Source organism: Microbacterium sp. APC 3901, from assembly GCF_030407765.1.
Lineage (GTDB): Bacteria > Actinomycetota > Actinomycetes > Actinomycetales > Microbacteriaceae > Microbacterium.
In genome coordinates this window covers 123,810-149,793 of the sequence record NZ_JASDCU010000007.1, presented here as the reverse complement: position 1 = coordinate 149,793, position 25,984 = coordinate 123,810, and the positions used below count along the sequence as shown (strand labels likewise).

The window sequence follows — 25,984 nt, the reverse complement described above, 5'->3', positions numbered from 1 at the left end:
TCAGGGGGTTGTGGCGGTTCGGGGACGGTTCAGTCGGGTGCGCACCGCGAGCGCGGCGCACAGGATGACGGCTATGCCGCCGAGTGCGGTGGGCCAGCCGATCTGCTCGTGAAGAAGCAGCGCGGCCCAGGCGATGCTCATCACGGGCTGAACCAGCTGGATCTGGCTGACGTGGGCCATGGGCCCGATCGCGAGCCCGCGATACCAGGCGAAGAACCCGAGGAACATGCTGACCACGGCGAGGTAGGCGAAGGCGAGCCACTGCACCGGCGATGCGGTGGGCGGGTCGGCGAGCGCCGATGCCAGAGTCAGCACGAGCATCAGCGGTGCCGCGAGCACCAGCGCCCACGACACGGTCTGCCACGATCCGATCTCCCGCGCGAGCAGCCCGCCCTCGGCGTAGCCGATGGCCGCAGCGAGCACCGCCCCGAACAGCAGCAGATCTGCCCAGTGGAGTTCACCGAGGCCGCCGTTCTGCATCGACGCGAAGACGACGGCCGCGGCGGCACCCAGGGCAGCGAACCACCAGAAAGCCCGTCCGGGTCGCTCGCTAGTGCGCAGCACCACCATCACGGCGGTCGCGGCCGGCAGCAGGCCGATCACGACCGCGCCGTGGCTCGCGGGTGCAGCGGTCATCGCGAACGACGTCAGCAGGGGGAATCCCGCGACCACGCCCGCGGCGACGATCGCGAGTCGCCACCACTGCGCCCTGGTGGGCGGATGCTGGCGCGTCACCGCCAGCGCCAGGGCGGCAAGTGCTGCTGCGACGACCGCGCGACCGGATCCGATGAACAGGGGCGAGAGGCCGCCGACCGCGACGCGGGTGAACGGGAGGGTGAACGAGAAGGCGGTGACGCCGAGGAGACCCCACCAGAGTCCGGCGCGCGAGAATAGCGGTGCCGGAGCGTGTGCGATAACGCTACTCTTTTCTTTCATGAGTCAGGATAGCAGTGACCGGATCGTGGCCGGACTCCGTCGGTGGATCGCATCGGCCCCGCCGGGCGCCCGCGTGCCGTCGAATCGGGCCCTCGTCTCCGAGTACGGGGCGAGTCCCGTCACCGTGCAGAAGGCGATGGGGCGTCTCGCGCGACTCGGCCTGGTCGAGTCGAGACCGGGGGCGGGAACGTTCGTGCGGGCGCAGCGACCGCCCCGCGCCGCGGACTACGGCTGGCAGACATCCGCCCTCGGCGCGCCTCCCGCCCGACTCGCCGGCCTCACCTCGACGCAGCGCACCGTCGCCCCCGATGCGATCGGCATGCACTCGGGGTACCCCGCCGTCGAGCTGCTTCCTGAACGGCTCGTCCGCCAGGCGATCACCCGTGCGGCACGCACCGTCTCGGCGCTCACGCGCTCGCCGGCCGCCGGGCTGCCCGAACTGCAGGCATGGTTCGCCGCCGAGCTCGCCGCATCCGCTCCGGCAGACGTCGCACCGGCATCCGCCAGGGACGCCCTCGTGATCGCAGGCAGTCAGAGCGGCCTGAGCTCGATCTTCCGAGCCGTGGTCGGCGCAGGTCAGCCGTTGCTGATCGAGTCGCCCACCTACTGGGGCGCGTTGCTCGCCGCCGAGCAGGCAGGGGTCGCCCTGGTGCCGATCCCCTCGGGTCCGCACGGCCCCGATCCGGAGGCCGTCGAGCGCGCCTTCGTCGAGACCGGGGCTCGCGCGTTCTATGCGCAGCCGACGTTCGCGAACCCGTCCGGTGTCCGGTGGCCCGCGGCGACGGGCCTCGCGGTTCTCGAGAGCGTGCGCCGACACGGGGCCTTCCTGATCGAAGACGACTGGGCGCACGACCTGGCGATCGACGGCGATCCCTCGCCGATCGCCGCGCGCGACGACGACGGCCATGTCGTCTATCTCCGTTCGCTGACCAAGAGCGTGTCACCGGCGCTGCGGATCGCCGCGGTGATCGCCCGGGGGCCGGCGCGCGAGCGCATCCTCGCCGACCGTGCAGCCGAGTCGATGTACGTGAGCGGGGTGCTGCAGGCGGCCGCGCTCGACGTCGTGACCCAGCCCGCATGGAAGAGCCACCTGCGTGGGTTCCGCGACCAGCTGAGGGTGCGACGTGATCTGCTGCTCTCGAGCCTCGCCGAGCACGCTCCGACCGCGGCCGTCGACGTGGTTCCCGCCGGCGGTCTCAACCTGTGGGCACGTCTTCCCGACGGAACCGACGTCGATGCGGTCGTCCGGGAGTGCGAGTCCCGCGGACTCGTCATCTCGCCCGGGGCGGAGTGGTTCCCGGCCGAGCCTTCCGGCTCCTATGTGCGCCTCAACTACGCCCACGCCGACCCGTCGAGGTTCGGTGAGGCGGCAGAGATCCTCGGCGGCGTGCTGGCGGCATCCTGACGGCGGCCCCATCGAGCAGCCACCTCGTCGAGCAGCCGCCTCGTCGAAGCCCCGCCTCGTCGAGGCCGACATCGCTGCACGAGACCCACCGCGTGCGCGTGGGTCTCGTGCGAAAAGGTGGGTCTCGTGCGAAAAGGTGGGTCTCGGGCGAAAAGGGGGGTCTCGTCGGAAGGGCGGGCGATCCAGCCTCAGTCCTCGGGCGGGCCCTCGGGTCGGTGCGCGCGACGCCCGCTCACGACGACCGGGCGCCCTGCGCGCTCCTGCCCCGGCAGCGGCCGTGAGCGCCGGCCGTAGATGAGCTCCGACGAGTCGAGCAGCCATGGCACGAGGGTGATCGACACTCCGTGCACGAGCATCAGCTGGTTCGCCAGGCGACGCGAGCGCCGGTTGTGCAGGAACGTCTCCCACCAGTGCCCCACGATGTACTGCGGCAGGTAGACCGTGACCACGGATGACCCGTGCTTCTCGCGGTACTGCGTGATGAACTGCGTCACCGGCTGCGCGAACGACCGGAACGGCGACTCGACGATCACCAGGGGGATCGGCACGAGATGGTCGGCCCATTCCTTCTGCAGCTGCGCGGCATCGTCGGATGCCACGGCGACGTGCACGGCCAGCGTCTTGCCGTGCTTGGCGGCGATCGCATAGTCGATGGCCTTGATGACGGGCTTCTGCAGGCGGTTGACGAGCACGATCGCCAGGTCGCCCGTCGCGCCGAACTTCGTCGTGTCGTCTATCGCGATCTCGTGCTCGACGTCGCGGTAGTACCGCTTCACGCCCATCATCAGGAACGCCAGCACCGGGATCGCGAAGAACACGAGGTACGCGCCGTGCGTGAACTTCGTGATCGTCACGATCAGCAGCACGGCGACGGTCATCGCGGCGCCCACCGAGTTGATGATCAGCCCGATCCGGGCCGAGCGGCGATCGGATGCCGAGGCGCCGTCGATTCCCGATCCTGGCGTCTTCTCGGCCGGTCCGCGCAGGATGCGCCTCCAATGACGCACCATGCCGATCTGCCCGAGCGAGAACGACACGAAGACACCGATGATGTACAGCTGGATCAGCGTGGTGAGCTTCGCCTGGAAGATCACGAGCACGGCGATCGCCGCGATGCCGAGCACGATCATGCCGTTCGAGAACACCAGGCGGTCACCGCGGGTGTTCAGCGACTTGGGCGCATAGCCGTCACGGGCGAGCACCGAGCCGAGCAGAGGGAACCCGTTGAACGCCGTGTTCGCCGCGAGCAGCAGCACGCACGCGGTCGCGGCCTGGATGATGAAGAACAGGATGCTGCCGCCGCCGAACGTCGCCGAGGCGATCTGCGCCATCAGGCTCGGCTGCGGGTTCGAGCAGTCGAACCCGATCAGGTCGCACGGGTTCTCGGCGTAGTGGACGCCGGTGATCAGCGCGAGCGCGGTGAGACCCGCGAACAGGCAGGCGGCGATCGAGCCCATCAGCACGAGCGTGGTCTGCGCGTTGCGCACCTTCGGCGTGCGGAAGGCGGGCACGCCGTTCGACACCGCCTCGACGCCGGTGAGGGCCGAGCATCCGCTCGAGAACGCGCGCAGGATGAGGAGGATGACCGCGGCCTGGCCGAGGTCCTCTGAGTGCACGGCGAACTCGGCGCTCGACGCCACCGGCGCATCGCCGAGGAACGTGCGGAAGAGCCCCGTCACGATCATGAAGCCGACCGACCCGATGAACACGTACGTCGGGATCGCGAACACGAGCGACGCCTCGCGCACTCCACGCAGGTTCACGATGATGATGAGGATCACGAATCCGACCGCGAGCTCGACCCGCGCGGGGTCGAGCCCCGGCACGGCCGAGATGATGTTGTCGACACCGGATGCCACCGACACGGCGACCGTCAGCACGTAGTCGACCAGCAGTGCGGCGGCGACGATGACCCCGGGGATCTCGCCGAGGTTCTTCGAGGCGACCTCGTAGTCGCCGCCGCCTGACGGGTAGGCCTTGATGAGCTGGCGGTAGCTGAGCACCACGACGATCAGCAGCACCACGACGGCCACCGCGACGATCGGCGTGAACGACAGGAAGGTCAGTCCGCCGATGAGCAGGATCATCACGAGCTCCTGCGGTGCATAGGCGACCGAGCTCAGCGCATCCGACGCGAAGATCGGCAGCGCCATCTTCTTCGGCAGCAGCTGATCGTCGACCTGCGCGCTCGTCAGCGGGTCGCCGATCAGGATGCGCTTCACGCGAGGAGGAGCGTCTGTGTTGCCGCGGGTTTCTTCTGACACGTCGGGCGACACTACGCTCTCGATCGCCTCCCTCACGGGTTCCTCACGGAATCCCTACGGGCGCTCGTGCGTCCCTAACGGAATCCTCACGGCCCCGGATACAGTGGCACACTGTGGAAGATCAGGTGCTGCTCGGGTTCATCGCGATCGCTATAGGAGTGGCCTTCGGCATCCTGCTCTTCGTGCCCTTCGTCGCGATCAGCTACCGCCGCCGTGGCCGCCTCGGTCTCGGCCGCACGCTGCTGTGGCTGTCCGCCCTCATCTACTTCTGGGCGATCTGGACCTACACGCTGCTGCCGCTGCCCGACCCCGACGCCATCCGCTGCGTCGGAGCGATCACCGACCCGATGTCCGTCGTGCGCGACGTGCAGAAGGCGTTCGCTGCGCCGGGCAACCCGCTGCGGCATCCCGCTCTGCTCCAGCTCGCATTCAACGTGCTGCTGTTCCTCCCGCTCGGTGTGTTCGTCCGCGTGCTCGCGGGGCGGGGGATCGCCGTCGCTCTCGTCTCGGGGCTCGGTCTGTCCTTACTCGTCGAGACGACGCAGCTCACCGGCGTCTGGGGCCTCTACCCGTGCGCGTATCGCTTCTTCGATGTCGGCGACCTCATGACCAACACCCTCGGTGCTGTCCTCGGATGCGTGCTGGCGCTCGTGGTCCCGAGGTCACGCCGCGGTTCGAAGACGAGCGCCGACGCCGACCTTCCACGCCCCGTCACCCGCGGGCGCCGAGCGCTCGCCATGGTGTGCGACGCGCTTGCCTACGGCTTCCTGAGCACCGGTGCCGGCGTGACCGTGCAGGTCTGGCTGGAGTTCGTCGTCGTGGATCGGGCTGCGGTGATCGACGGCTCCCTCGCATCGACGGTGGGCACGGTCGTCCCCTCCGCCCTGTTCCTGATTCTGATCCTGGTGGGCGGACGATCGATCGGCGACATCGCGGTGCAGCTTCGATACACCGGGTCGCGCCTGCCGCTGCCTCTCGCGCGCATCCTGCGATGGGCAGGCGGGATCGGCGGTCTCAGCGCGCTCGCCCTGCTGGGCGGTCTCTTCGGTGCGGCCTCATCGCTCCTGGTCCTCGTCGCGATCGTGATGCTGTTCACCACCCGGCTCGGACGCGGGCTTCCTGGCGTCCTGTCGGGTCAGCACCTCGTCGATGCCAGGGCGGATGCCGGTCTCCGTCAGTCCTGATGGGGGCGGGGCATGTACCACTCGGTGAAGGCCGTCGCCCGACCCTCCGCATCCAATCGCACGATCCAGAGGTTCACGTAGTCGCGCTCGGCCGGATACTTCGTGCGCCCCTCGATCACGACTCCGACATCGTCAAGGTTCTCGACTCCATCGACGATGCACAGCCACTTCCGATCACGGACGGATAACGTCGAAGGCATGACGTCCCTCCAGGTCACCGATGACGCGATCCAGCAGACTCGGGAGCTCCGCGACGAGTTCCAGCGCTTCCTGCGCGAATACGAGTTCGGCATGCGGGAGGTCGAGACGAAGATCGGCATCCTGCGCGACGAGTTCACGCATCATCACGCCTACAACCCGATCGAGCACGTCAAGAGCCGGTTGAAGACTCCCGACAGCATCGTCGAGAAGATCGCCCGGAAGGGCATCGCCGAGCCGGACTTCGAGCGCATCCGCTCGGAGATCACCGACATCGCCGGCGTGCGGGTCACCTGCAGCTTCGTCGCCGACGTGTACCGCCTGTTCGATCTGCTCACCGCGCAGGACGACGTCACGGTGCGCACCGTGAAGGACTACATCGCGACGCCGAAGGACAACGGGTACAAGAGCCTGCACGCGATCATCGAGGTGCCGGTGTTCCTGTCGACCGGAGCCCTGTCGGTGCCGGTCGAGGTGCAGTTCCGCACGATCGCCATGGACTTCTGGGCGAGCCTCGAGCACAAGATCTATTACAAGTTCTCGAACCAGGTGCCCTCGCACCTCGTGGAGAGCCTGACCGATGCGGCCGAGGCCGCCGCCGAGCTCGACAGCCGCATGGAGCGGCTGCACCGCGAGGCCCACGGGGTGCCGCAGCGCCAGCTCGCGCCGCCGCCACCGCCGCACGTCGTGCAGGTCTGACGCGCCGCCCGCGGTCCCGGCGCGTCGGCGATGCGTTCACAATTCAGCATGAGCGCATCGAATGGGTCGGTTCTGGGGTGCTCTGGCTGTTCTCGCGCCGTTCGTGCTGAATTGTGCACGCGCCGCCCGCGAGGACAGCGGTGTTGCCCGCAGTCGCGCACCCCTGGGAACATGGTCAGGTGGTGAAAACGCAGCAGCCCCCGGTGTCCGACGTCGAGCAGATCCTCGGGGAGCTCCCCGGTCTCGACGATCGCGGACGTCAGCTCTGCGAATGCGATCACGGAGACGACGAGGCGTATGCCGCCTGCGGACGCAAGGCCAAGTGGCGCGTGACGGTCGACTGCGTCTGCGGCGAGAACCACCCTCGTCGCGTCGAGATCCTGTGTTCCCGATGCCTGCGCACCCTGCGTCAGCTGCAGGACCGCGACACCATCACCGCACGCCGCCTCTAGAGGCAGCTCCTGCGCGTCCGCAGCACCGACCATCCGTTAGCGTCTCCGCTCCGAACAACCGCTGACCACACCGTCGGCGGTGCGAAGGAGCAGACCATGGCACAGCGCAGCAAAGACACCCAGCGCAAGGACCCTCAGCGCAGCAAGGGCAGACGATTCATCTTCTGGGCAGCACTCTCGGGTGTGATCAGCGGAGCCGTCTTCCTCGCGACCGCCGAGCTCTTCGCGCTGATCTTCGCGCGCTCGGCGAGTCCGATCCTCGCGGTCGGCGGGTTCGTGATCGACATCGTGCCGCAGCCGTTCAAGGAGTTCGCGATCGCGACCTTCGGCGAGTACGACAAGATCGCGCTCCTGGCCGGACTCGGTCTCGCGGTGGTGATCGCGTCGGCGATCGCCGGCATCCTTCAACTGCTCCGTCCACCGCTCGGCGTGATCGCCCTGGTGGTCGCGGGCGCGCTGTCGACCGCGGCGATCGTGACCAGGGCAGGTGCCACGCCCCTCGCATTCCTGCCGCCCGTTCTCGGGACCATCGCGGGCTCGATCCTGATCGTGCTCCTGATCCGCCGCCTGAAGACGTGGAAGGCATCCGTGGTTCCCGCCGCGATGGTCGACCGCAAGGGCGAGGGCCTCGGCACGGATCGCTCCGACATGACGGACCCGGATGCCGAGCAGCCGGCGAAGGCGATGGGGCGCCGTCAGTTCTTCATCCTCGCGGGCATCGCCAGCGCTTCCGCCGTCGTGGTCGGCATCGCCTCACGTGCAGTGAGCATGACCGTGGCGTCCGTGGCGACGATCCGCGAGGCGCTCACGCTGCCGTCGCCGAACTCGACCGTGACCGTGCCGAAGGGAGCCGAGCTCGACATCCCCGGCCTCAGCAAGCTGTTCACCCCGAACAAGGACTTCTACCGCGTCGACACCGCGCTGACCGTGCCCACGATCGACCCCAGCACCTGGCGCCTCGTGATCGACGGCATGGTCGACCAGCGGGTCGAGATGAGCTTCCAGGACATCCTCGACATGGGCCTCGACGAGTACGCGATCACCCTCACCTGCGTCTCGAACGAGGTGGGTGGCGACCTCGTCGGCAACGCGAAGTGGCTCGGCGTGCCGCTGCGCGACGTGCTCAAGAAGGCCGGCGTTAAGTCGGGCGCCGACATGGTGCTCTCGAAGAGCGTCGACGGCTATACGGCGAGCACGCCGCTGTCGGCGCTGACCGACGACAACCTCGACGCGATCCTCGCGGTGGGCATGAACGGCGAGCCGCTGCCGCTCGAGCACGGGTTCCCGGTCCGCATGGTCGTGCCCGGTCTGTACGGCTACGTGTCGGCGACGAAGTGGCTGACCGAGCTGAAGGTCACGACCTTCGACAAGGACGAGGCTTACTGGACTCCGCGCGGCTACAGCGCCGAGGCGCCGATCAAGTTCGCCTCGAGGGTCGACACCCCGAAGGTCGGCCAGGCGGTCGACGCCGGCCGCATCCCGATCGCGGGTGTCGCCTGGGCGCAGACCGTGGGCATCGAGCGCGTCGAGGTGCGGATCGACGAGGGTGACTGGATTCCGGCGACGCTGTCTTCCCCGATCAACGAGAACACCTGGGTGCAGTGGTTCATGGAGTGGGATGCCACTCCCGGAACGCACTATGTGGCCGTGCGGGCGATCAACAAGAACGGCGACATGCAGATCGAAGAGCGTGCGCCGATCGCCCCGAACGGCTCGTCGGGCTGGCAGCGGTCGCTCATCCGCGTCTCGTGATGACGGCGCGTCCCGACGGGTCTCGCCCTAGGGTGGGAGCCATGACGTCGCTCCCCGCCTGTGTGATCACCGTCTCCGACCGCTCGTTCGCGGGCGAACGAGAAGACCGGGGCGGACCCATAGCGGTCGGCCTGCTGCGGGATGCCGGGTGGCACTGCCCGGATGCCGAGGTCATCGCCGACGGGGCGACCTCCGTCGCCGACGCGCTGCGCCGGGCGGTCGCCCGCGGCGTGCGGTTGATCGTGACGACGGGGGGAACCGGCGTGGGCCCGCGCGATGAGACGCCGGAGGGGACGCGTCGGGTGATCACCCGCGAGGTGCCCGGCATCGCCGAAGAGCTGCGCCGCAGCGGTCTGGCCGACACTCCGCTGTCGCTGCTCTCTCGCGGCATGGCCGGCATCGTCGACCCCGCCGGAGCCCTCGTGGTGAATCTTCCGGGGTCGCCGCGGGCCGTGGCATCCGGTGTTCCGGTGGTATTGACCGTCGCCAGACACGTGGTCGACCAGGTCGAGGGCGGTGACCACTCGTGAACGAGGTGCGGATCGCCGCGATCTCGGAGGAGAAGCTCGACGTCGACGCGCATCTCGCCGCCGTCGACGACCCCGCCCTGGGCGGTGTCACGACCTTCATCGGCCGCGTGCGCGACAACGACCCCGACGCGACCACCCCGGTGGTCGGACTCGACTACAGCTCGCACCCCGATGCCGAGACGACGCTGCGACGCATCGCGCAGGAGGCGGCAGCGGATGCCGTCGGCGACGCCAGGGTGGTGGTGGCCGTGAGCCACCGCACCGGCCGTCTCGCCGTCGGCGACGCGGCCGTGGTCATCGCCGTGGCGGCTGAGCACCGGGCGGAGGCCTTCGAGGTGTGCCGTGCGGTGATCGAGGACATCAAGACGTCGCTGCCCGTGTGGAAGCGTCAGGTCGAGTGCGACGGGTCGACGTCGTGGAAGGGCATCGGCGGCTGAGCCGAGGCCGCGTCACCATGGCGCCCGTCTCAGCCCCCGGCGAAGGGCGGCAGCACGTCGATCAGCTGCGCGTCGTCGAGCGCGCGGTCGTCGTCGCTGCGCACGCCGTCGACCATGACCGCGCACCGCGGCAGGATGTCGGTGAGAGCCGGATGCTCAGCGACGACCGCGGCGCGCAGGGCTTCGAGCGACGTCTCGCCGCGTTCCTCAGCGTCGACGCCCGCAGCCTCAGCAGCCGCGGCGAAGTAGCGCACCCGGGTCATCGCGATTCTCCTTCGCGCACCCAGTCGCCCGAGCGTCCGCCTGACTTCGCGACGATGCGCACGTCTTCGATGACGACAGACCGGTCGAGGCCCTTGATCATGTCGACGATCGCAAGTGCGCTGACCGAGACGGCGGTGAGCGCCTCCATCTCGACGCCCGTGCGGTCGGCGGTGCCGACGGTCGCCTCGACGTGCACGCCGTCGTCGACGATGTCGAGCTCGACGTTGGCCCGGTGCACGCCGATCACGTGCGCGAGCGGCAGCAGGGTCGGGGTCGACTTCGCGGCCTGGATGCCGGCGATCCGGGCGACCGCCAGCACGTCGCCCTTGGGGGCGGTGCCGTCGCGCAGCGCCGCGATCACCTCGGCGCTGCAGCGCACGAAGCCGCGGGCGGTGGCGGTGCGGACGGTCGGCTGCTTGGCGGTCACGTCGACCATGTGAGCGTGGCCGGCCGAGTCGAGATGCGTGAAGCTCATTCGACCAGCATGACATCGATCGCATCGCCCACGGCGACGGCCTCGACCTCTGCGGGCACGATCGCGAACGCGTGCGCTCTGGCGAGGCCGCCGGCGAGGTGCGAGCCCGAGCCGCCGGCGGTCGCCGGGCGCACCGTCCTGTTCGCGAGGTCGACGACGGCGGGAAGGTACTGACGCCGCCCGGGAGGGGTGGTCCAGGCGGCATCGGCGGTGAAGGAGGCACGAGGGCGATGGATCTCGGTGCGACCCTGCAGTGCGAGCAGCGCCGGCCGCACGAAGACCTCGAACGACACCGCGACGCTCACGGGGTTGCCCGGCAGGCCGAACACGAGGGTGCTGGAGTCGAGCACACCGAACGCCTGCGGCTTGCCCGGCTGCATCGCGACGCTCGCGAACTCGACCTGGCCACGGCCGTCGAACGCCCCGCGGACGGGCTCGTAGGCGCCGGCGCTCACACCGCCCGTGAAGACGATGACGTCGGCACCGCGCTCGACCGCCGTCGCAGTGACGGTGCGCACGGCCTCGGCGTCGTCGGCCACGCGGGCGGCGAGCACGACCTCGGCGTCGGCATCCGCGACGAGCAGCTCGAGCAGGGGACCGTTGGAATCGGGGATGCGGCCGCGGGTCGCAGCCTCGCCAGGTGCGAGCAGTTCGCTGCCGGTCGAGATCACTGCCACCCGCGGCGCTCGGGTCACGGTCACGTCGTCGACCCCGGCTGCCACGGCTGCCGAGAGTTGGAAGGCGCCCAGACGCTCACCGGCGTGCACCACGGCATCCCCGGCTCTCAGGTCGGCACCGCGGCGACGGATGAAGGCTCCGGCACTGGCCGGTGCGCGCAGCACTCGCACGTCGCCCAGGGAGTCGGCGAGGCCGCCCGCAGTGTCTTCGAAGGGCACGATCGCATCCGCCGCGGTCGGTGCAGGGGAGCCGGTCATGATGCGCGCGGCCTCGCCTGCCGCGAGTGGCGGGTCGTCCGACACCCCGGCAGGCAGGTCTGCGACGACGCGCAGCTCGACGGGGTTCTCTGCGGATGCCGAGGCGACATCTGCCGCTCGCACCGCGAAGCCGTCCATCGCGGAGTTGTCGAAGAGGGGGATGTCGTGGGCTGCCGTCGCGGCGGCCGCGAGGGTGCGATGCGCGGCGTCCCGGACCGCCCGTGTCTCGGCGGGCAGCGGGCGCACGGCGTCGAGCACGCGGGCGAGCTGCTCCTCGACCGACCGGCGGCTGCCGCTTGCGGCGCTCATGCCGACACCGCCGAACGGATCGCGATCTCGTGCTGTCTCGAGGTGAGGGCGTCGATCATGGCGAGGCGTCCGAGCAGCGGCTCACCCGCGCCGGTGACGAGTTTGACGACCTCGCCAGCCAGCATCCCTCCGACCTGCACGCACAGCGCGCCGAGCACGCCGACCTGGGCGCAACTGGGCGGCTCGCCCTCGGTGCCGAGCGGGAAGAGGTCGGTCAGCACGACCGGACCGTGCTCGGGCGGGTTCGACCAGAACACGGTGGCCTGGGCGTGCCACTCCTGCACGGCTCCCCAGACGAGCGGGATGCCGAGGGCCTCGGTCGCGGCGGCCACGTCGCGGCGGGTGGCGAAGGAGTCGCTCGTGTCGACCACGATGTCGGCGCCGGCGAACAGGCGCTCGGCGTTCTCGGAGTCGAGACGCTCGGCGGCCGTCAGCACCTCGGCCCCGGGCGACAGCGCGGTGATCGCGCGCTCTGCCGAGGCGGTCTTGGGTCGACCGATGTCCTCGACCCGGTGCGCGAGCTGCCGCTGCAGATTCGTGAGCTCCACCACGTCGTCGTCGATCACGGTGATGGTGCCGATGCCGGCCGCTGCCAGCGCGAGCAGCACGGGGGAGCCGATGCCACCCGCCCCGACGACCGTGACGTGGGCGGCCGCGAGTCGGCGCTGTCCCTCTTCGCCGATGCCCGCGAGCACTGCGTGCCGGGCGGTGCGGACGAGTTCGGCGGGGTCCAGGGTCGGAGCCGGTGCGACGAGAGGATGCATGCGTTCAGGGTATGCCCGGAAACCCTGCAGTCGTGGAGAGCGGTGAGGATGCGGCGGGGCGTCTCGGCGCGCGGTTCAGGCCCGGAGGGCGTCGTCGACGATCGCGAACACCTCGGGGTCCCAGGTGAGTGCGCGCTCCCACGGCAGTTCGAACGCGTCGGCGAAGAAGATGCTGTGCACATCGTCGTCGGCGCTGTGGCGCACGACGCGCGGCAGCACTGCCGGTGGCACTTCATCGGCGCGCGCGCTCCGCTGCCCGACGAGACCGTCATGCGGCCAGAGCAGGCCCGGTTCTGACGCCGCGCGGAAGCGACCCGCGCCCACGGCGGTGACCGCCACCGTGTCGAGCACCCCTGCCTGTGTGGCGTTCCAGCCCTTCAGGAAGCGATGAGACACCTGGTCGGCCGCACCCTGCGAGTTCTCGGCCGCGTAGCTGCGCGAACGCTCCAGGATCTGCGTGGTCGCCGGATCGCCGTGGGCGTCGTCGATCGAGATGTCCGCGGAGAGCACATCGCCGAGCAGCGACCCGTCCCAGGGTGTACCCAGAGTGACCAGGCGACGGACCGCCGGACCGGCGCCGTGCAGCTCGCGGATCGCGGCGCGAGAGAACAGGCCTCCCATCGAGTGCGCCACGAGGTCGACGTCGGTGATGCCGTACTCCACGCCGAGCCATCGCAGGAACGCGGCCAGGCGGGAACCGCCGTCATCGATCGTGCCGACCGCGTTCACGGTCACTTCGGCGGGCAGTACGAGGGGGACGTCCCCGAAACCCTGCCAACCGGCGTCCTCCCGTACCTCGCCGACGCCGAGGCGGGCGGGAGCGGTGAAGACCCTCGCGCCGCGGTCGAGGAGGTGCGCGCGGAGAGCGGTGAGGGTGTTGCCGGCAGCGAGACCGGAGCCGGCAGCCCGATCGGGATCGGTGAACGGAGTCACAGCGGCACCGCCGGACACGAGGACGACGGCTTCGGCCACGGGCTCTCCTTCTCGAGGGACGTACGCGGCAAGGATAGGACAGAAGGGCATCCGGTTCTCGCGGTGTTCTCGCGCAGTCGGGGGCGGCGATCCGGGCGACCGCTTGAGATCCACGCGTATGCGGGATGATAATGACGAATTCATCCGCATCTGCGGTAGTCTCGTGCTATGCATACCTATCGGATCGCCCGTGCCGCGCAGCTGCTCGGTGTGAGCGACGACACCGTGCGGCGCTGGGTCGATCAGGGGCTGCTTCCGACGACGGATGCCGTGCCTGCCGAGATCCCGGGTGATGCCCTCGCCGCGCGGGCGGTCGAGCTGGCCGATGAGGCCTCGGCGTCGAACGAGTCGCTGTCGAGCGCCCGCAACCGCTTCGTCGGCATCGTGACCCGTGTGCAGATCGACGGAGTGATGGCGCAGGTCGATCTGCAGTCCGGCCCGCACCGCGTCGTGTCGCTGATGTCGGCCGAGGCCGCACGAGACCTGCACCTCGAGGTGGGGTCGCTGGCCACGGCATCCGTCAAGGCGACGCAGGTCGTCGTAGACGTGCCGAAGGCCTGACATGCGCCGCACGCCGCGCCGAACCATCGCGATCGCGCTGGCCGCCGCCGTCCTGGCGCTGACCGGGTGCGCGGTCGAGTCGCCGACACCCGCCGGCACTGATGGCGCGGCCGGGGGAGCCGTGAGCGGCGAGCTCACCGTCTATGCGGCCGCGTCGCTGTCGGGCGCCTTCGACGAGATCGGCGACGCGTTCGAGCACGAGAACCCCGACGTCCGAGTCACCGCCGTGTACGACGGATCGTCGACCCTCGTCACGCAGCTGCTCGAGGGCGCTCCCGCCGACGTGTTCGCCTCCGCCGACGAGGCCACCATGCGCAAGCTGCAGGGTGCCGCGGTCGACCCTGCTCTTTTCGCCTCGAACACCCTCGTGATCGCGGTTCCTGCGGGCAACCCCGGCGGCATCGAGACCCTCGACGACCTGGCCGACATCACGACGGTGCTCTGCGCCCCCGAGGTGCCCTGCGGTGCGGCATCCGCGGCGCTGCTGTCATCTGCCGGAGCCGATGTCGATGCGGCGAGCCTCGAGCAGAACGTCACCGCTGTGCTCACCAAGGTCGCGACCGGTGAGGCGGATGCCGGACTCGTCTATGCGACCGACGTGGTAGGCCGCGACGATGTCGAGGCGATCGTGCCCGACGGAGCCGACGACGTCGTCAACCACTATCCGATCGCCGCGCTGTCTGAGGCGTCGAACTCGGCCGGGGCTGAGGCGTTCGTCACGTTCGTGCTCTCCGACGAGGGTCGACGGATCCTCACCGACCACGGTTTCGGGGCGCCGTGAGTGCCGCTGTCTCGCACGGATACGCGCCGCGCACCCTGGCGATCCCGGCTCTGATCGGTCTCGCCTTCCTCATCCTGCCGCTCGCGACTCTCGTCTCACGTGTCGAGTGGTCGACCTTCATCGCCGATGTGACGTCGGAGTCCGCACGCTCCGCGCTGCTCCTCTCGCTCGGCACAGGTCTCATCGCCACAGCGCTGTGCATCGTGATCGGCGTGCCACTGGCGCTGACGATCGCCCGCTCGGGCCCGCGTCTCGCCGCCGTGCTGCGCGCCGCCGTGACGGTGCCGCTCGTGCTGCCGCCGATGGTCGGCGGCGTCGCTCTGCTCTACCTGTTCGGACGAGCGGGGTGGTTCGGCGGTCTCGGCCTGTCGTTCAGCACTCCGGCTGTCGTGCTCGCGCAGACCTTCGTGGCGCTGCCGTTCCTGGTGCTGGCCGTCGAGGGTGCCGTGCGCACCTCCGGGGTCGAGTACGAGCGCACGGCGGCGGCTCTGGGCGCCGGACGCTGGACGATCCTGCGCCGCATCACCCTGCCGCTCGCGGCCCCCGGAATCGTCGCAGGGGTGGTGCTGTGCTTCGCCCGCGCGATCGGCGAGTTCGGGGCCACGGCGCTGTTCGCCGGCAACCGCCCCGGGGTCACGCAGACCATGCCGCTGGCGATCTACACCGCCTTCAACGGCGCAGGAGTGACCCAGGGGGCCGCAGTCGCGCTGGCGCTGCTGCTGCTCGCCACCGCGATTCTCGTGCTGCTGCTCGTGCGCGGCTGGCGGCCCGGGGCGGCGCGATGAGCGGCACAGAGGGACTTCGGGCCCACGTCGTCGTGCATCGAGAGCACTTCGTCGTCGACGTCTCGCTGCAGGTGTCCGTCGGTGCGACCGTGGCCGTGATGGGGCCGAGCGGCGCGGGAAAGTCGACGCTGCTGCAGGCGATCGCCGGACTCCAACCGCTCGATGCCGGAGAGATCAGCGTCGAGGGACGCGTCGTCGATCGCGTCGCCAAGCCTCGGGTGCGGACTGAGCCGATGCGCCGAGGTGTCGTGCTGCTGGGGCAGAAGCCGAGGCTGTTCCCGCATCTGTCGGCGCGCGAGAACGTCGCCTTCGGTCCGCGTGCGGCCGGCGTCGATGCGCGTGCGGCGGGGGCGGGCGCCGATGACCTGCTCGACCGCGTCGGGCTCCCCGGCTCCGGAGGGCGCATGCCGCACGAGCTGTCCGGCGGCGAGCAGCAGCGGGTCGCCGTCGCTCGGGCGCTCGCCGCATCGCCCAGGGTCGTGCTGCTCGACGAGCCGCTCGTCGCCCTCGACCCCGAGACCGCCGGCGACATCAGACGGATGCTGCGCGACCAGCTCGCCACGACCACGACCGTCGCCGTGACTCACGACGCGGCGGATGCCGTCGCACTCGCCGACCGGTTGATCGTCGTCGAGTCGGGCCGCGTCACCCAGTCAGGGCCGGTGCGCGATGTGCTCGCCGCCCCGGCATCCGGTTTCGTCGCCTCGATCGCGGGAGTCAATCGTCTGGTCGGCGTCGCACGCGGGGGATCGTGGGGGCGCGGCGCGGTGCGGCTGACCAGCGCCGACCCCGCGTCGCGTGCGCTCGCTGCGACCGACGGAGCTGCGCTCGCCGCGGTCTTCCGCCCGGAGGACGTGCGGATCGCCGAGGCCGGCCCGGCGTCGTGGGAGGCCGTCGTGACGCGCATCGAGCCCACACTCGGAGGCGTGCGCGTGCACACCGATTCCGGAGCGGTCGACCTGTCGCTGGAAGCTGTCGGGGGCGTGGCGGTCGGTGACAGGCTGCGGCTGCGCATCGACCCGGCGCTGGTGAGGTTCGTCTCGGTGCTCTGAGCTGCAGCCGTGCTCTGAAAGGCGCTCCGCAGGACTGTCCGATTCCTCATTTCGGGTCAGGGGAACCGAAGCCCGATGCACCTGCTTAGTCTCGTGCTCGAGCACCGAAATCTCTGCCTGCGGCGCTACATACCGGTATACGTCGTCGGGTGGTTCGCCTCCATCGAGGGACTGTACTGATGTGTTCAGTGGCGCACGAGCCGATGAGGCTGGCTCGCGAGACTACTGTCCCCCAAATGGCCTACAGACGATCTCGCGGTGGGTGTGGAGGATGAAGTCCCGTTGCCGTCAGCGTTTCATTCGGCCGCGGTCAATAAGACCAGAACTCGTCTCCGAACGGTAGCGGTGGGACTTTGGGAAGGTCTTGCACCAGCGTTGGTGCGAGGAAAGGAGATGGTGACGATGTCAGACATTTCGGGAGAGGCGACAGTGGGGGACACCATTGCAGCCCGCGGACTCGTCCGACAAGACGAACACGACTCGTGGTTGATTCCGGTGGTCTCGCTATCACCTGGGACCCGCCTTCCTATGGAAGATGCCAGGATTCTCCTGGAAGCACCTTCAGATCTCGATCGCTTCGCCAACGGCTACGTCGAGGCGCGAGGAGTGTGGGTAAGCGAGGGAGCTGTCGCGGTCCGGGACATCGTTCCGGTAGCTGAGGATGCCGCAGTCCTTGCGCCGCCGCCGTCGTTGGGTACGCGGGCTCTTCTCTCTTTACCCTCTGCTGCTGGCAGCCGGGCTGGGATCGATTTCCACCTCGCTCGGTCGGTCGCTGGAGAGCTGGTCGAGAAAGAAGCAGCACTGCATTTCGTCGTGGTGGACGACGCCGAGCATTTCGCAGTCGTTGTCGCGGCCACTGATGTCGAGCGCGTTGAGGCTGAGCTGAGGCCGCTTCTGGGCCCTTACCTATTCGCTGTCCACTCGCAGAACACCCCGGCCATGCTCCGACGCGCGGACGAGATTCTCGCCAACGAGGGCCGGGGCAACAACCTCCTTCTGGCAGGAGAGGCGATGAGTCCGAATGGTGACTACCGCGTCGTCGGCATCGTCAAACACTGGACATCGGCGCTGAGTACGGCGCCTGCAAGCGCGCTCGAGGTGCGGGCGTGGATCCACCCATATGAATCAACGGAGATCTCATGAACAAGAAGATGGCAGCGCTTGCGGTGCCAGCAGCCGCAATGCTGGGAATCGCTTTGCTGGCAAGTCCCAGCTATGCCGCCACCGGTGGCGGTGCTGAGTTCCTCGCCGCGCACGATCGCCCGGTACGCGAGTCCCAAGCGGTTCATCTGGGCGGGGGTGATCTTGGTGGGGTAGATGAGGTGGGCGTCGACCTCGAGTAGTGCGAAGAGTTCGGCAAGTGACGTGTAGCGCTCGAGCAGGTCGGAGAGTCCGTCTAGGAAGGAGCTCTCCGCGCTCTCCGGCCGGAGTTGCTCGGTGCCGAACCAGAGCTTCTCGCGGTTGGCGAGGGCAGTAAAGAAGTGCATTGCCTTGATGAGTTCCGGGAGTGTATCGCTGGTCGCGAGGTCCAACTCCGACGACAGACGCTTTCCGTTCTCAATCGTGAGCATGATGTGTTCGCCGAGTCGGATCTGGACGGTCGTGTCATCTATCTTTCTCGCGTAGACCGTGTCGTATCGGACGTCTCCGCATGAGACGGCGAAGCCTGCCTCGTGTTCGACGTAGCTGGCGGGCACGATTGAGAGATCGATGTCTGCATGGACCCGGAGATCTCCTGACCGGATGATCACGGCATAGTCCTGCGTGTCGAGAGAGAGCGTGGCGGGACGTGACAGATCGAGCCCGTCGATCGACATGATCTCAATCTCCGCGTCGCCGTGCAGGAGAGACGGGTCAAACCCCTGACGGACGTCCTGCTTGCTCGTCTCGAACGCGAATGCCACCATTCGGTCCAACCGCGCGGGATCTTCACAGACGTCGAGCTTGACGCTGAGGGACTTCTGACCCGGTGACATCTTGTTGATCATCCGGTTCAGGACGTACGGGATGAGCGTCCGTGCGAACACTCGTTCCTGCCCTGTTTCGGGATGCACCAGCACGCAGAAGTAGACCCCGCCCCCGTTATCACGAAAGAACTGCAGGACCTCAGTCTCGATCGGATACGGGATGCTCTTCGCGGCGAATCGCTTCTTGTTCTGGTGAGATTTGCCCTTGACCTGCACGGCCACGCGCCCGATGATGTCTGACCTCTTGGAGCTTCCCGCGACACGATAACGGTCGATGAAACCATCGGTGATCGGAGTCCGATCCCCTTCTTTGATCTCCCCTCGGAGCTGAGAACACGAATCGAGGAGGTGTTGGACCGCCCGCACCGCGCTTCCCTCGATATCCCGCACGCCACCAGTGTGGCGCAAATTGGGCGGCTATCGGATCAACTCGTGAGCACTAGGCGTGGCGGGGATCCTCCTGCACTCGACGGAGTGCTGCTGAGCGACTGAGTTCGCGTGATTAGGTCAACGAGTCGTTGACCTAACTATCGATTCTCGCCTCGAGTGAGCTCGTCAGCGAAGGCCCGAGTGATTGCGCTCTCGTCGGGGAGAGCTTTTTGGGCTTCCTCGGTCAGTTCGTATCGACTCACTGCAACCGGCTGCGTCGTTGATGCGAGGGCGTATCGGACGACGGTGTCGTTCTTTCCTGCGACGAGCAAGATGCCGACTGTCGGCTGATGCTTCTCCGCAATGCGGAATCGGTCATCGACGGCCGCGACGTAGAAACCAAGTTGGCCGGCATCACGCGGATCAAACTTCGTGGTCTTCAGTTCGATGACGACATACCGGAGATGCTCGATGTGGAAGAAGAGCAGGTCGATGTAGAAGTCGTCGCCGTCGATGTCCAGATGTACCTGGCGACCGACGAAGGCGAATCCGGGGCCGAGCTCGTGCATGGTGTCGAGGATTCGGTCGACCATGCGTTGCTCGAGCTCGCGCTCCGTGGCGTCGCCGTCGATCGCGAGGAACTGCAGCGCATACGGATCCTTCGTGATCTCTTGCGCTTGGTCCGAATCTCCTTGGTCGAGAGCGCCGGCGAAGTTGCTCGGCGCTGCGGCTTCCCGTTCGTGAAGTCGTGTGCTGATCTGGTGAGCGAGCACCGGACGGCTCCACCCATGGAAGGCGGACTTGCCCGCGTACCAGTCGCGAAGCTCCTGATCGTCGAGTTTCGTGATTAGGTCAATGACCTGCCCCCAGGGCAATTGGTCAACGGGTCGTTGACCAATTGGATCCGGCACCGTCCATGCGGCGGCAAAGCGCCGCATGTACTTGAGGTTGGTGATCGAGAAGCCTGTCATCCCCGGGAACTCCCGGCGGAGGTCGGCTGCGAGCCGAGTGAGGACGCCGTCGCCCCAGGAAGCGTCTTCCTGGCGATCAAGGATCGTGCGACCTATCTGCCACCACAGTCGCAGGAGCTCGCTGTTGGCCTTCCGCTGGACTCGAAGGCGAGCCGCATGAACGTGACGCTTCAACTCCTCGAGGGTGCCGCGTAGTCGTCTGGGACGAGGTCGCTCATGAATCTCACAGTAGCGCGATTACCCCCTGGCCCATCGGTTGAGCGGGGGAGGGAGGCGCAGAGAAGTAGCTGCTCGAACTTGCCGCAGGGGTGGTGTGTTGAACGCCGAAACGGGATGGACAGTCCCGCGGGAAGCGGTCACGACACCTGGAGGGTTCATGTACGAACCGAACCTCGTTGCAGTCGTTCTCGACAGCAACCGTCTATTCTGCGAGACCGTCATCGCGATCAATGGCGCGATCGCGGCAACCATTCTTCTTGTGCGTCAGATCCGAAAGGGGGCGGAGGACTCGACTCATCCGCACACTTTGGAGTGACGCGGCTAGCAGTGACTGGGAGGCGACGAGTGTCGTCTCCCAGCCACTGCTTCGCTGCGACGGCCAGTCGAACAGTGTCGGCTGATCGGGGCCGGCGCCGGCGATCACCGCGGCGATCGGGCATCGGAAGGATCATGATCACCGTGTCTCGCGTCGAGGCTGTTCGTAAGGGGATCGGTTCGTGAAACGCTTCCCTCGGCCCGTCTCACGAGCTCATCACGCAGTGGTTGGCGTCTCAGATGGGGTGTTCGCAAGACATTCCGGTAGAGGGTGCCTAAGTGAGTTGCCGGTGGCGGGCGTCGAGAAGTCAGCACCGTCTGGCGCCGCCCCGCGACCTGGCAATATGCCGGTCGTCGCGCCAGACGGGCCCCGACACCGAACGCGCGGGTAGTCTCGGAACATGTCGGGGAGAGGGAAGCTGCGATGACGGCCGTGCCGGTCGTGATCGGCGTGCGCTCGCCGAATCCCGTGATCGCAGCTGGTACCGCGCCCGCATCGCGGGGCCTCGTCGACACTCACGGACGCGTGCACCGCGATCTGCGCATCTCGCTGACCGATCGCTGCTCGCTGCGCTGCACGTACTGCATGCCCGAGCAGGGCAACGAATGGCTCGCGCGCACCAGCATCCTGTCGACCGACGAGATCGTCGAGGTGGCGCAGGTCGCCGCGTCCCTCGGCATCCGCACCTTCCGTCTCACGGGCGGCGAGCCGCTGCTGCGTGCCGACATCGTCGACGTGGTGCGCCGCGTTGCTGCGATCGAGGGCGAGGACGGCCCTGTCGAGGTCGCGATGACCACGAACGGCATCACGCTCGCGAAGCACCTGCCTGCGCTGATCGACGCCGGACTCACGCGCCTGAACATCAGCATCGACACGGTCGATCGACAGCGTTTCGCCGACCTCACTCGGCGCGACCGCATCGACGACGTGTTCGAGGGCATCGCGGCAGCGGCGGCATCCGAGCTGCGTCCGCTCAAGCTCAACACCGTCGCGATGCGCGGTGTGAACGACGATGAGCTTCCCGAGCTGGTGGCGTTCGCGATGGAGGTCGGTGCGCAGCTGCGCTTCATCGAGCAGATGCCGCTCGACGCCGGGCACACGTGGGATCGCGACTCGATGGTCACGCGCGAGGAGATCCTCGAGAAGCTCGGCGCGCGGTGGACCCTCGAGCCCGTTCCCGGACGCGGCGGAGCACCGGCCGAGAAGTGGCGCATCGACGGCGGCCCGCACGAGGTCGGTGTGATCGCCTCGGTCACCGCACCCTTCTGCGGCGCGTGCGACCGGCTGCGCCTGACGGCCGACGGGCAGCTGCGCAACTGCCTGTTCTCCAATGCCGAATACGACCTGATCGGGGTGCTGCGCGGCGACGGAGCATCCGAGTCCGATCGGCGTGCCAGCGGGATCGCCGACATGCTGCGCTCATGTGTGCACGGCAAGCTGCCGGGGCACGCGATCAACGACCCGTCATTCCTGCAGCCCGCCCGAGGCATGAACGCGATCGGCGGCTGAGCCAGCGCCGCTTCGCGTTCACAATTCAGCAGAGAACGTGCGTTCCGCGCGTCCAGAGCGCGGATCCGGCGCAGTTCCGGATGTTCATGCGGAATTGTGAACGGCGAGGACGCCGCCTCAGCCGAGGAACTCGCGCGCCGCCGCCGACAGCGCTGTGACGCCGACCTCGATGGTCGGATGGATCACGGGTGCGAAGAACGGCGAGTGGTTCGTGGGGATGTCCTTGTCGAGCGTCCCGGCCGCCGCGGACTCCGCGAACTTCGCGGAGTCGATCCCGCCCCAGAACCAGAACACCAGGGGCGCGCCGGTGTCGCGGGCGAACCACGAGACGTCCTCGCTGCCGGTGAACATTCCGGGATCGATGACCGCACTCTCACCGAGCGCGCGCTGCAGCGCCGACGTGACGCGTGCCGTGGCATCCGCATCGTTGATCGTCGGCGGCAGGGTGTGGTCGGTGCGGATCTCGGGCTCGCGCTCGGCTCCTGATGCGGCGGCCTCGGCGCGCACGATGCGCTCGACGCTCGCGAGCACCTTGTCGCGCATCTCGTCGTTCGGGTAGCGCAGGCTGAGCTCGAGCTTCGCCTCGGCCGGGATGATGTTGTTCTTGAGTCCTGCATGGATCGAGCCCACCGTCACGACGGCGACGTCGCGGGGGTCGACCTCGCGCGAGGTGATGGTCTGCAGCCGCATGACGGTCGCCGCCGCCATGACCACGGGGTCGATGGTCGAGTGCGGGCGCGAGCCGTGTCCGCCGCGTCCGTGCAGCACGACGGTCAGGCCGTCGGACGCCGCCATCTGCGTGCCGGGGCGCACGCCGATCGTGCCCGCGGGCAGGGGAGTGACGTGCTGACCGAGCACGACGTCGGGGTGCGGCACGAGGTCGCGGAGGCCGGCGTCGAGCATGGCGCGGGATCCGGCGCCGTACTCCTCGGCGGGCTGGATCAGCACGACGACGGTCCCCGACCAGTCGGCCTTCTCGGCGACGAGCTTCTCGACGGCGCCGATCATGGCGGTGACGTGCATGTCGTGACCGCAGGCGTGCATCACGGGCACGGTGTTGCCGGCGGGATCGACGCCGGTCGCGGTGCTGGCGTAGGCGAGGCCCGTCTCCTCGCCCACGGGCAGGGCATCCATGTCGGCGCGTGCCCAGACGACCGGACCCTCGCCGTTGCGCAGGATGCCGACCACGCCGGTGACGCCGATGCCCTCGTGCACCTCGAGGCCGAGATCCCGCAGGTGACCGGCGGCGATGCCGGCGGTGCGCGTCTCCTGGAACGACAGTTCAGGGTGCTGGTGCAGGTCTGTGTAGAGCGCTTCGAGGTCGATCGTCATGGCCCCGAGCCTAGTCGCGGTGGTACGACTCCAGTGTGGGACCGGGGTGCAGAACGCCGTTGACGATCGAGCGGATCGCGAACTCGCTGGCCTCGCCCAGGTCGACGACATCCCGGTGCAGCAGCCACTGCAGCTGCAGCCCGTCCATCACGGCGAGGATGCCGGCCGCGGCGGCGGCCACGGTGTCGGGCTCTGTCACACCCTCCTGGGCGCACAGCAGGTGGAAGGCGTCGGTCACCTCGCGCCGCAGGGTCGTGTAGCGCTCTTCGAAGTACTCGCGGCCGGGGTGGTTGTCGGTCACCGATTCCGACGACAGCACGGTGTAGGCCTGCACGATGCCGGGGCGGAGCTCGTTCGCGACTGCCGTGCGCACCAGGTGCAGGAAGAGCTCCGGCCCGCCGGGGATGTGCTTCTCCGCGAGCTCTGCGACATCTGCCTGGTCACGGTAGGCGAGCACCTCGAGCAGCAGCTTCTGCTTCGAGCCGAAGTGGTGCAGCACGCCGGCGTGGGTGATGCCCACCTGCTCGGCGACGTCGGCGAGGGTGCCGTTCGTCGACCCCTTGTTGCCGAAGATCTCGACGGCGGCTTTGAGGATCTGCTCGCGCTTCTCGCGGGTGGCAGGCCGGACGGACGTGTGGGCGACAGCATCCTTCGACATGGTCCATCCTCTTCTGCACCGAATCCTGCACTGGATCGTACTTGCCAACTCTACTTACTGGCGGGTAACCTCGCACCAGCTTACTTTCTCGCCAGTAAGCGAATGAGGTCGGATGCCCGCGCACCGACACAGCCACACAGCACAACGACCCGTGCCCAAGGAGAAGCAATGAAGCTCAGAAAGTCCATGATCGCCGTCGCGGCGATCTCCGCACTCGGCGTCTCGGCCCTCGCCGGCTGCGCAGCCGGCGGATCGAACGATGGAGACAGCGGCGCCGGTGGTGCGGCCCTGACGATCGCCAAGCCCGACGGTGCGATCACCACCGAGTCGAACAACCCCTACGTCGGCGACTCGTCGGCCTCGAAGTACGGCTACGGCAAGGTCATCTTCGAGACCCTCGGCCTCGTCAACCAGACCGGCGACCGCGAGGTCACGCCCTGGCTCGCCGAGAGCATCGAATGGAACGACGACTACACGGCCCTCACCGTCGTGCCCCGCAAGGACGTCACCTGGAGCGACGGCGAGCCCTTCACCGCCGACGACATCGTCTTCACCTACGAGCTCGTCTCGACCCCGGCACTCGACACCGCGGGCCTCAAGTTCGAGGGCGCGACCGTCGACGGCGACGCCGTGACCCTGAACTTCGGGGAATCGAAGTACGTGAACCAGGCCCGTGTGCTGCACGTGCCGATCGTGCCCAAGCACATCTGGGAGAACCTCGACGAGCCGGCCACCGACCCCGTCAAGGGCGATGACCTGGTCGGCACCGGCCCCTACGCGCTCTCGAACTGGTCGACCGAGTCGGTCACCCTCGAGGCACGAGACGACTACTGGGCAGGCGACCTCGCTGTTCCCGAGCTGCACTACGTCTCCTACGGCGACAACACCGCTCTCACCACCGCACTCGCTCAGGGTGAGGCCGACTGGGCGCAGGCGTTCATCCCGCAGATCCAGGAGCAGTTCCTCGACGCCGACCCCGAGCACAACAAGTACTTCGTCGCGCCGACCACAGGCTCTGCGACGCTGTTCATGAACCTGCAGCAGAAGCCGTTCGACGATGTCGCGTTCCGCCAGGCGCTCGCCTGGGTCATCGATCGCGACGCGTACGTCGACATCGCCCGCGAGGGTGCGAGCGAGCCGGTCTGGTCGGTCACCGGACTCTCATCGATCCTCGACGACGAGATCCAGCCCGAGTTCCAGGGCCAGGAGTACTCGGTGGATGCCGAGAAGGCACGCGACCTGCTCGAGAGCGCCGGCTACACCTGGAAGGACGACGCGCTGATGGACCCCGACGGCACGCCCGTCTCGTTCACGCTCTCGGTGCCCTCGGGCTGGAGCGACTGGAACACCGCGCAGGAGCTCATCGCCGAGGACATCTCCGAGTCGATCGGCGCCGAGGTCAAGATCGACATGCCCGACTGGGGCGGCTGGGCAGGACCCCGCGACGACGGCTCGTTCTCGGCCATCATCCACTGGCTCGAAGACAGCGGCACGGCCTACGGCCTCTACACGTCGACGATGGACCCGCGCTGGATCTCGCCCGAAGGCATCGCCGGTTTCAACTTCGGACGCTTCGAAGACCCCGCGGCGACCGAGGCGCTGAACACCTATGCCAACGCCTCGTCGGATGAGGAGCGCACCACGGCCATCACGACGCTCGAGCAGATCTTCGTCGAGCAGGTCCCGGCGATCCCGCTCGGCGCGCACCCGCTGCTCGGCCAGTACAACACCCGCAACTACGTCGGGTGGCCTTCGGAGGAGGACCCGTACGCCTCGGGCGACCCGACGCAGCAGAACATCGTGCAGATCCTCACGAAGCTGACGCCGGCCGAGTAAGCAGTCCGCGGAAGGGCGGATGCGGCAGCATCCGCCCTTCCCACCGACCACC

General features: G+C 68.3%; 26 protein-coding genes. 14 read left to right on the top strand and 12 right to left on the bottom strand.

All coding sequences use genetic code 11. From position 1 onward, the window contains the following. Entirely contained in the window at window positions 1–936 is a 936-nt protein-coding gene (locus QMA07_RS08400; RefSeq protein ID WP_290161125.1) for a DMT family transporter, read from the bottom strand. On the opposite strand from QMA07_RS08400, the gene QMA07_RS08395 reads away from it, so the two are divergent. Continuing rightward, window positions 935–2,341, top strand: coding sequence for a PLP-dependent aminotransferase family protein (locus QMA07_RS08395; RefSeq protein WP_290161124.1), 1,407 nt, complete (start codon window positions 935–937; stop codon window positions 2,339–2,341). The genes QMA07_RS08400 and QMA07_RS08395 overlap by 2 nt on opposite strands. Window positions 2,342–2,529: 188 nt before the next feature. Here the strand turns inward: QMA07_RS08395 and QMA07_RS08390 are convergent, their stop codons facing one another. Then, a complete protein-coding gene (locus QMA07_RS08390) occupies window positions 2,530–4,617 on the bottom strand; it encodes an APC family permease (RefSeq protein WP_290161123.1) in 2,088 nt (695 codons plus the stop codon). 101 nt (window positions 4,618–4,718) lie between these two features. On the opposite strand from QMA07_RS08390, the gene QMA07_RS08385 reads away from it, so the two are divergent. Next, the gene (locus tag QMA07_RS08385; RefSeq protein WP_290161122.1) at window positions 4,719–5,789 is read left to right on the top strand and encodes a VanZ family protein; all 1,071 of its coding nucleotides are present in this window, start codon (window positions 4,719–4,721) and stop codon (window positions 5,787–5,789) included. On the opposite strand, the gene QMA07_RS08380 is transcribed toward QMA07_RS08385, so the two are convergent. Beyond that, a complete protein-coding gene (locus QMA07_RS08380) occupies window positions 5,780–5,989 on the bottom strand; it encodes a hypothetical protein (RefSeq protein ID WP_290161121.1) in 210 nt (69 codons plus the stop codon). The two genes, QMA07_RS08385 and QMA07_RS08380, sit on opposite strands and share 10 nt — an antisense overlap. On the opposite strand from QMA07_RS08380, the gene QMA07_RS08375 reads away from it, so the two are divergent. The 5 genes from QMA07_RS08375 (at window position 5,988) to QMA07_RS08355 (ending at window position 9,857) form a co-directional block, all read left to right on the top strand. Beyond that, on the top strand, window positions 5,988–6,686 hold the full coding sequence (locus QMA07_RS08375) for a GTP pyrophosphokinase family protein (protein ID WP_290161120.1): 699 nt from the start codon (window positions 5,988–5,990) through the stop codon (window positions 6,684–6,686). The genes QMA07_RS08380 and QMA07_RS08375 overlap by 2 nt on opposite strands. Before the next feature lie 182 nt (window positions 6,687–6,868). Next, the gene (locus tag QMA07_RS08370) at window positions 6,869–7,138 is read left to right on the top strand and encodes a hypothetical protein (protein WP_290161119.1); all 270 of its coding nucleotides are present in this window, start codon (window positions 6,869–6,871) and stop codon (window positions 7,136–7,138) included. Window positions 7,139–7,234: 96 nt separating this feature from the next. Further along, window positions 7,235–8,890: a molybdopterin-dependent oxidoreductase gene (locus QMA07_RS08365; protein WP_290161118.1), complete on the top strand. Its 1,656-nt coding sequence runs from the start codon at window positions 7,235–7,237 to the stop codon at window positions 8,888–8,890. A gap of 41 nt (window positions 8,891–8,931) precedes the next feature. Continuing rightward, window positions 8,932–9,420 carry a MogA/MoaB family molybdenum cofactor biosynthesis protein gene (locus QMA07_RS08360; protein WP_290161117.1) on the top strand — a complete coding sequence of 163 codons (489 nt, stop codon included), beginning with the start codon at window positions 8,932–8,934 and terminating at the stop codon, window positions 9,418–9,420. After that, window positions 9,417–9,857: a molybdenum cofactor biosynthesis protein MoaE gene (locus QMA07_RS08355; RefSeq protein ID WP_290161116.1), complete on the top strand. Its 441-nt coding sequence runs from the start codon at window positions 9,417–9,419 to the stop codon at window positions 9,855–9,857. The genes QMA07_RS08360 and QMA07_RS08355 overlap by 4 nt, the downstream gene beginning before the upstream one ends. Window positions 9,858–9,886: 29 nt before the next feature. On the opposite strand, the gene QMA07_RS08350 is transcribed toward QMA07_RS08355, so the two are convergent. From QMA07_RS08350 to QMA07_RS08330, 5 genes are all read right to left on the bottom strand, one after another. Continuing rightward, window positions 9,887–10,120, bottom strand: coding sequence for a MoaD/ThiS family protein (locus tag QMA07_RS08350; protein WP_290161115.1), 234 nt, complete (start codon window positions 10,118–10,120; stop codon window positions 9,887–9,889). Next, complete coding sequence (gene moaC, locus QMA07_RS08345; protein ID WP_290161114.1) at window positions 10,117–10,596, bottom strand: cyclic pyranopterin monophosphate synthase MoaC; 480 nt, start codon at window positions 10,594–10,596, stop codon at window positions 10,117–10,119. Before moaC ends, QMA07_RS08350 begins: the two co-directional genes overlap by 4 nt. Next, window positions 10,593–11,840, bottom strand: coding sequence for a gephyrin-like molybdotransferase Glp (gene glp / locus QMA07_RS08340; RefSeq protein WP_290161113.1), 1,248 nt, complete (start codon window positions 11,838–11,840; stop codon window positions 10,593–10,595). Before glp ends, moaC begins: the two co-directional genes overlap by 4 nt. Beyond that, complete coding sequence (locus QMA07_RS08335; RefSeq protein WP_290161112.1) at window positions 11,837–12,604, bottom strand: HesA/MoeB/ThiF family protein; 768 nt, start codon at window positions 12,602–12,604, stop codon at window positions 11,837–11,839. The genes glp and QMA07_RS08335 overlap by 4 nt, the downstream gene beginning before the upstream one ends. A 75-nt stretch (window positions 12,605–12,679) precedes the next feature. Beyond that, on the bottom strand, window positions 12,680–13,576 hold the full coding sequence (locus QMA07_RS08330; RefSeq protein WP_290161111.1) for an alpha/beta hydrolase: 897 nt from the start codon (window positions 13,574–13,576) through the stop codon (window positions 12,680–12,682). Window positions 13,577–13,744: 168 nt separating this feature from the next. On the opposite strand from QMA07_RS08330, the gene QMA07_RS08325 reads away from it, so the two are divergent. The 5 genes from QMA07_RS08325 (at window position 13,745) to QMA07_RS08305 (ending at window position 17,898) form a co-directional block, all read left to right on the top strand. Next, a complete protein-coding gene (locus tag QMA07_RS08325; protein WP_290161110.1) occupies window positions 13,745–14,137 on the top strand; it encodes a TOBE domain-containing protein in 393 nt (130 codons plus the stop codon). Between the two features lies 1 nt (window position 14,138). Beyond that, window positions 14,139–14,918 (top strand): molybdate ABC transporter substrate-binding protein, encoded by a 780-nt coding sequence (gene modA, locus QMA07_RS08320; protein WP_290161109.1) that lies wholly within the window; start codon window positions 14,139–14,141, stop codon window positions 14,916–14,918. Beyond that, the gene (modB, locus tag QMA07_RS08315) at window positions 14,915–15,703 is read left to right on the top strand and encodes a molybdate ABC transporter permease subunit (protein WP_290161108.1); all 789 of its coding nucleotides are present in this window, start codon (window positions 14,915–14,917) and stop codon (window positions 15,701–15,703) included. The genes modA and modB overlap by 4 nt, the downstream gene beginning before the upstream one ends. Continuing rightward, window positions 15,700–16,755: an ABC transporter ATP-binding protein gene (locus QMA07_RS08310; RefSeq protein ID WP_290161107.1), complete on the top strand. Its 1,056-nt coding sequence runs from the start codon at window positions 15,700–15,702 to the stop codon at window positions 16,753–16,755. The genes modB and QMA07_RS08310 overlap by 4 nt, the downstream gene beginning before the upstream one ends. Window positions 16,756–17,148: 393 nt before the next feature. Continuing rightward, on the top strand, window positions 17,149–17,898 hold the full coding sequence (locus QMA07_RS08305; protein ID WP_290161106.1) for a hypothetical protein: 750 nt from the start codon (window positions 17,149–17,151) through the stop codon (window positions 17,896–17,898). On the opposite strand, the gene QMA07_RS08300 is transcribed toward QMA07_RS08305, so the two are convergent. Both QMA07_RS08300 and QMA07_RS08295 read right to left on the bottom strand, forming a co-directional pair. Beyond that, window positions 17,784–19,112, bottom strand: a complete 1,329-nt coding sequence (locus QMA07_RS08300) for a hypothetical protein (protein WP_290161105.1) — start codon at window positions 19,110–19,112, stop codon at window positions 17,784–17,786. The genes QMA07_RS08305 and QMA07_RS08300 overlap by 115 nt on opposite strands. A 137-nt stretch (window positions 19,113–19,249) precedes the next feature. Continuing rightward, the gene (locus QMA07_RS08295) at window positions 19,250–20,236 is read right to left on the bottom strand and encodes a PDDEXK nuclease domain-containing protein (RefSeq protein ID WP_290161104.1); all 987 of its coding nucleotides are present in this window, start codon (window positions 20,234–20,236) and stop codon (window positions 19,250–19,252) included. A gap of 784 nt (window positions 20,237–21,020) precedes the next feature. Between QMA07_RS08295 and moaA the strand changes: the two genes are divergently transcribed. Then, complete coding sequence (gene moaA / locus QMA07_RS08290) at window positions 21,021–22,106, top strand: GTP 3',8-cyclase MoaA (protein ID WP_290161103.1); 1,086 nt, start codon at window positions 21,021–21,023, stop codon at window positions 22,104–22,106. A gap of 117 nt (window positions 22,107–22,223) precedes the next feature. Here moaA and QMA07_RS08285 read toward each other — a convergent pair whose 3' ends face one another. Beyond that, window positions 22,224–23,438, bottom strand: coding sequence for an amidohydrolase (locus QMA07_RS08285; protein WP_290161102.1), 1,215 nt, complete (start codon window positions 23,436–23,438; stop codon window positions 22,224–22,226). A 10-nt stretch (window positions 23,439–23,448) separates the two neighbouring features. After that, window positions 23,449–24,096, bottom strand: a complete 648-nt coding sequence (locus QMA07_RS08280; protein WP_290161101.1) for a TetR/AcrR family transcriptional regulator — start codon at window positions 24,094–24,096, stop codon at window positions 23,449–23,451. 168 nt (window positions 24,097–24,264) lie between these two features. On the opposite strand from QMA07_RS08280, the gene QMA07_RS08275 reads away from it, so the two are divergent. Continuing rightward, on the top strand, window positions 24,265–25,932 hold the full coding sequence (locus QMA07_RS08275) for an ABC transporter substrate-binding protein (RefSeq protein ID WP_290161100.1): 1,668 nt from the start codon (window positions 24,265–24,267) through the stop codon (window positions 25,930–25,932). The last annotated feature ends 52 nt before the right edge of the window (window positions 25,933–25,984 follow it).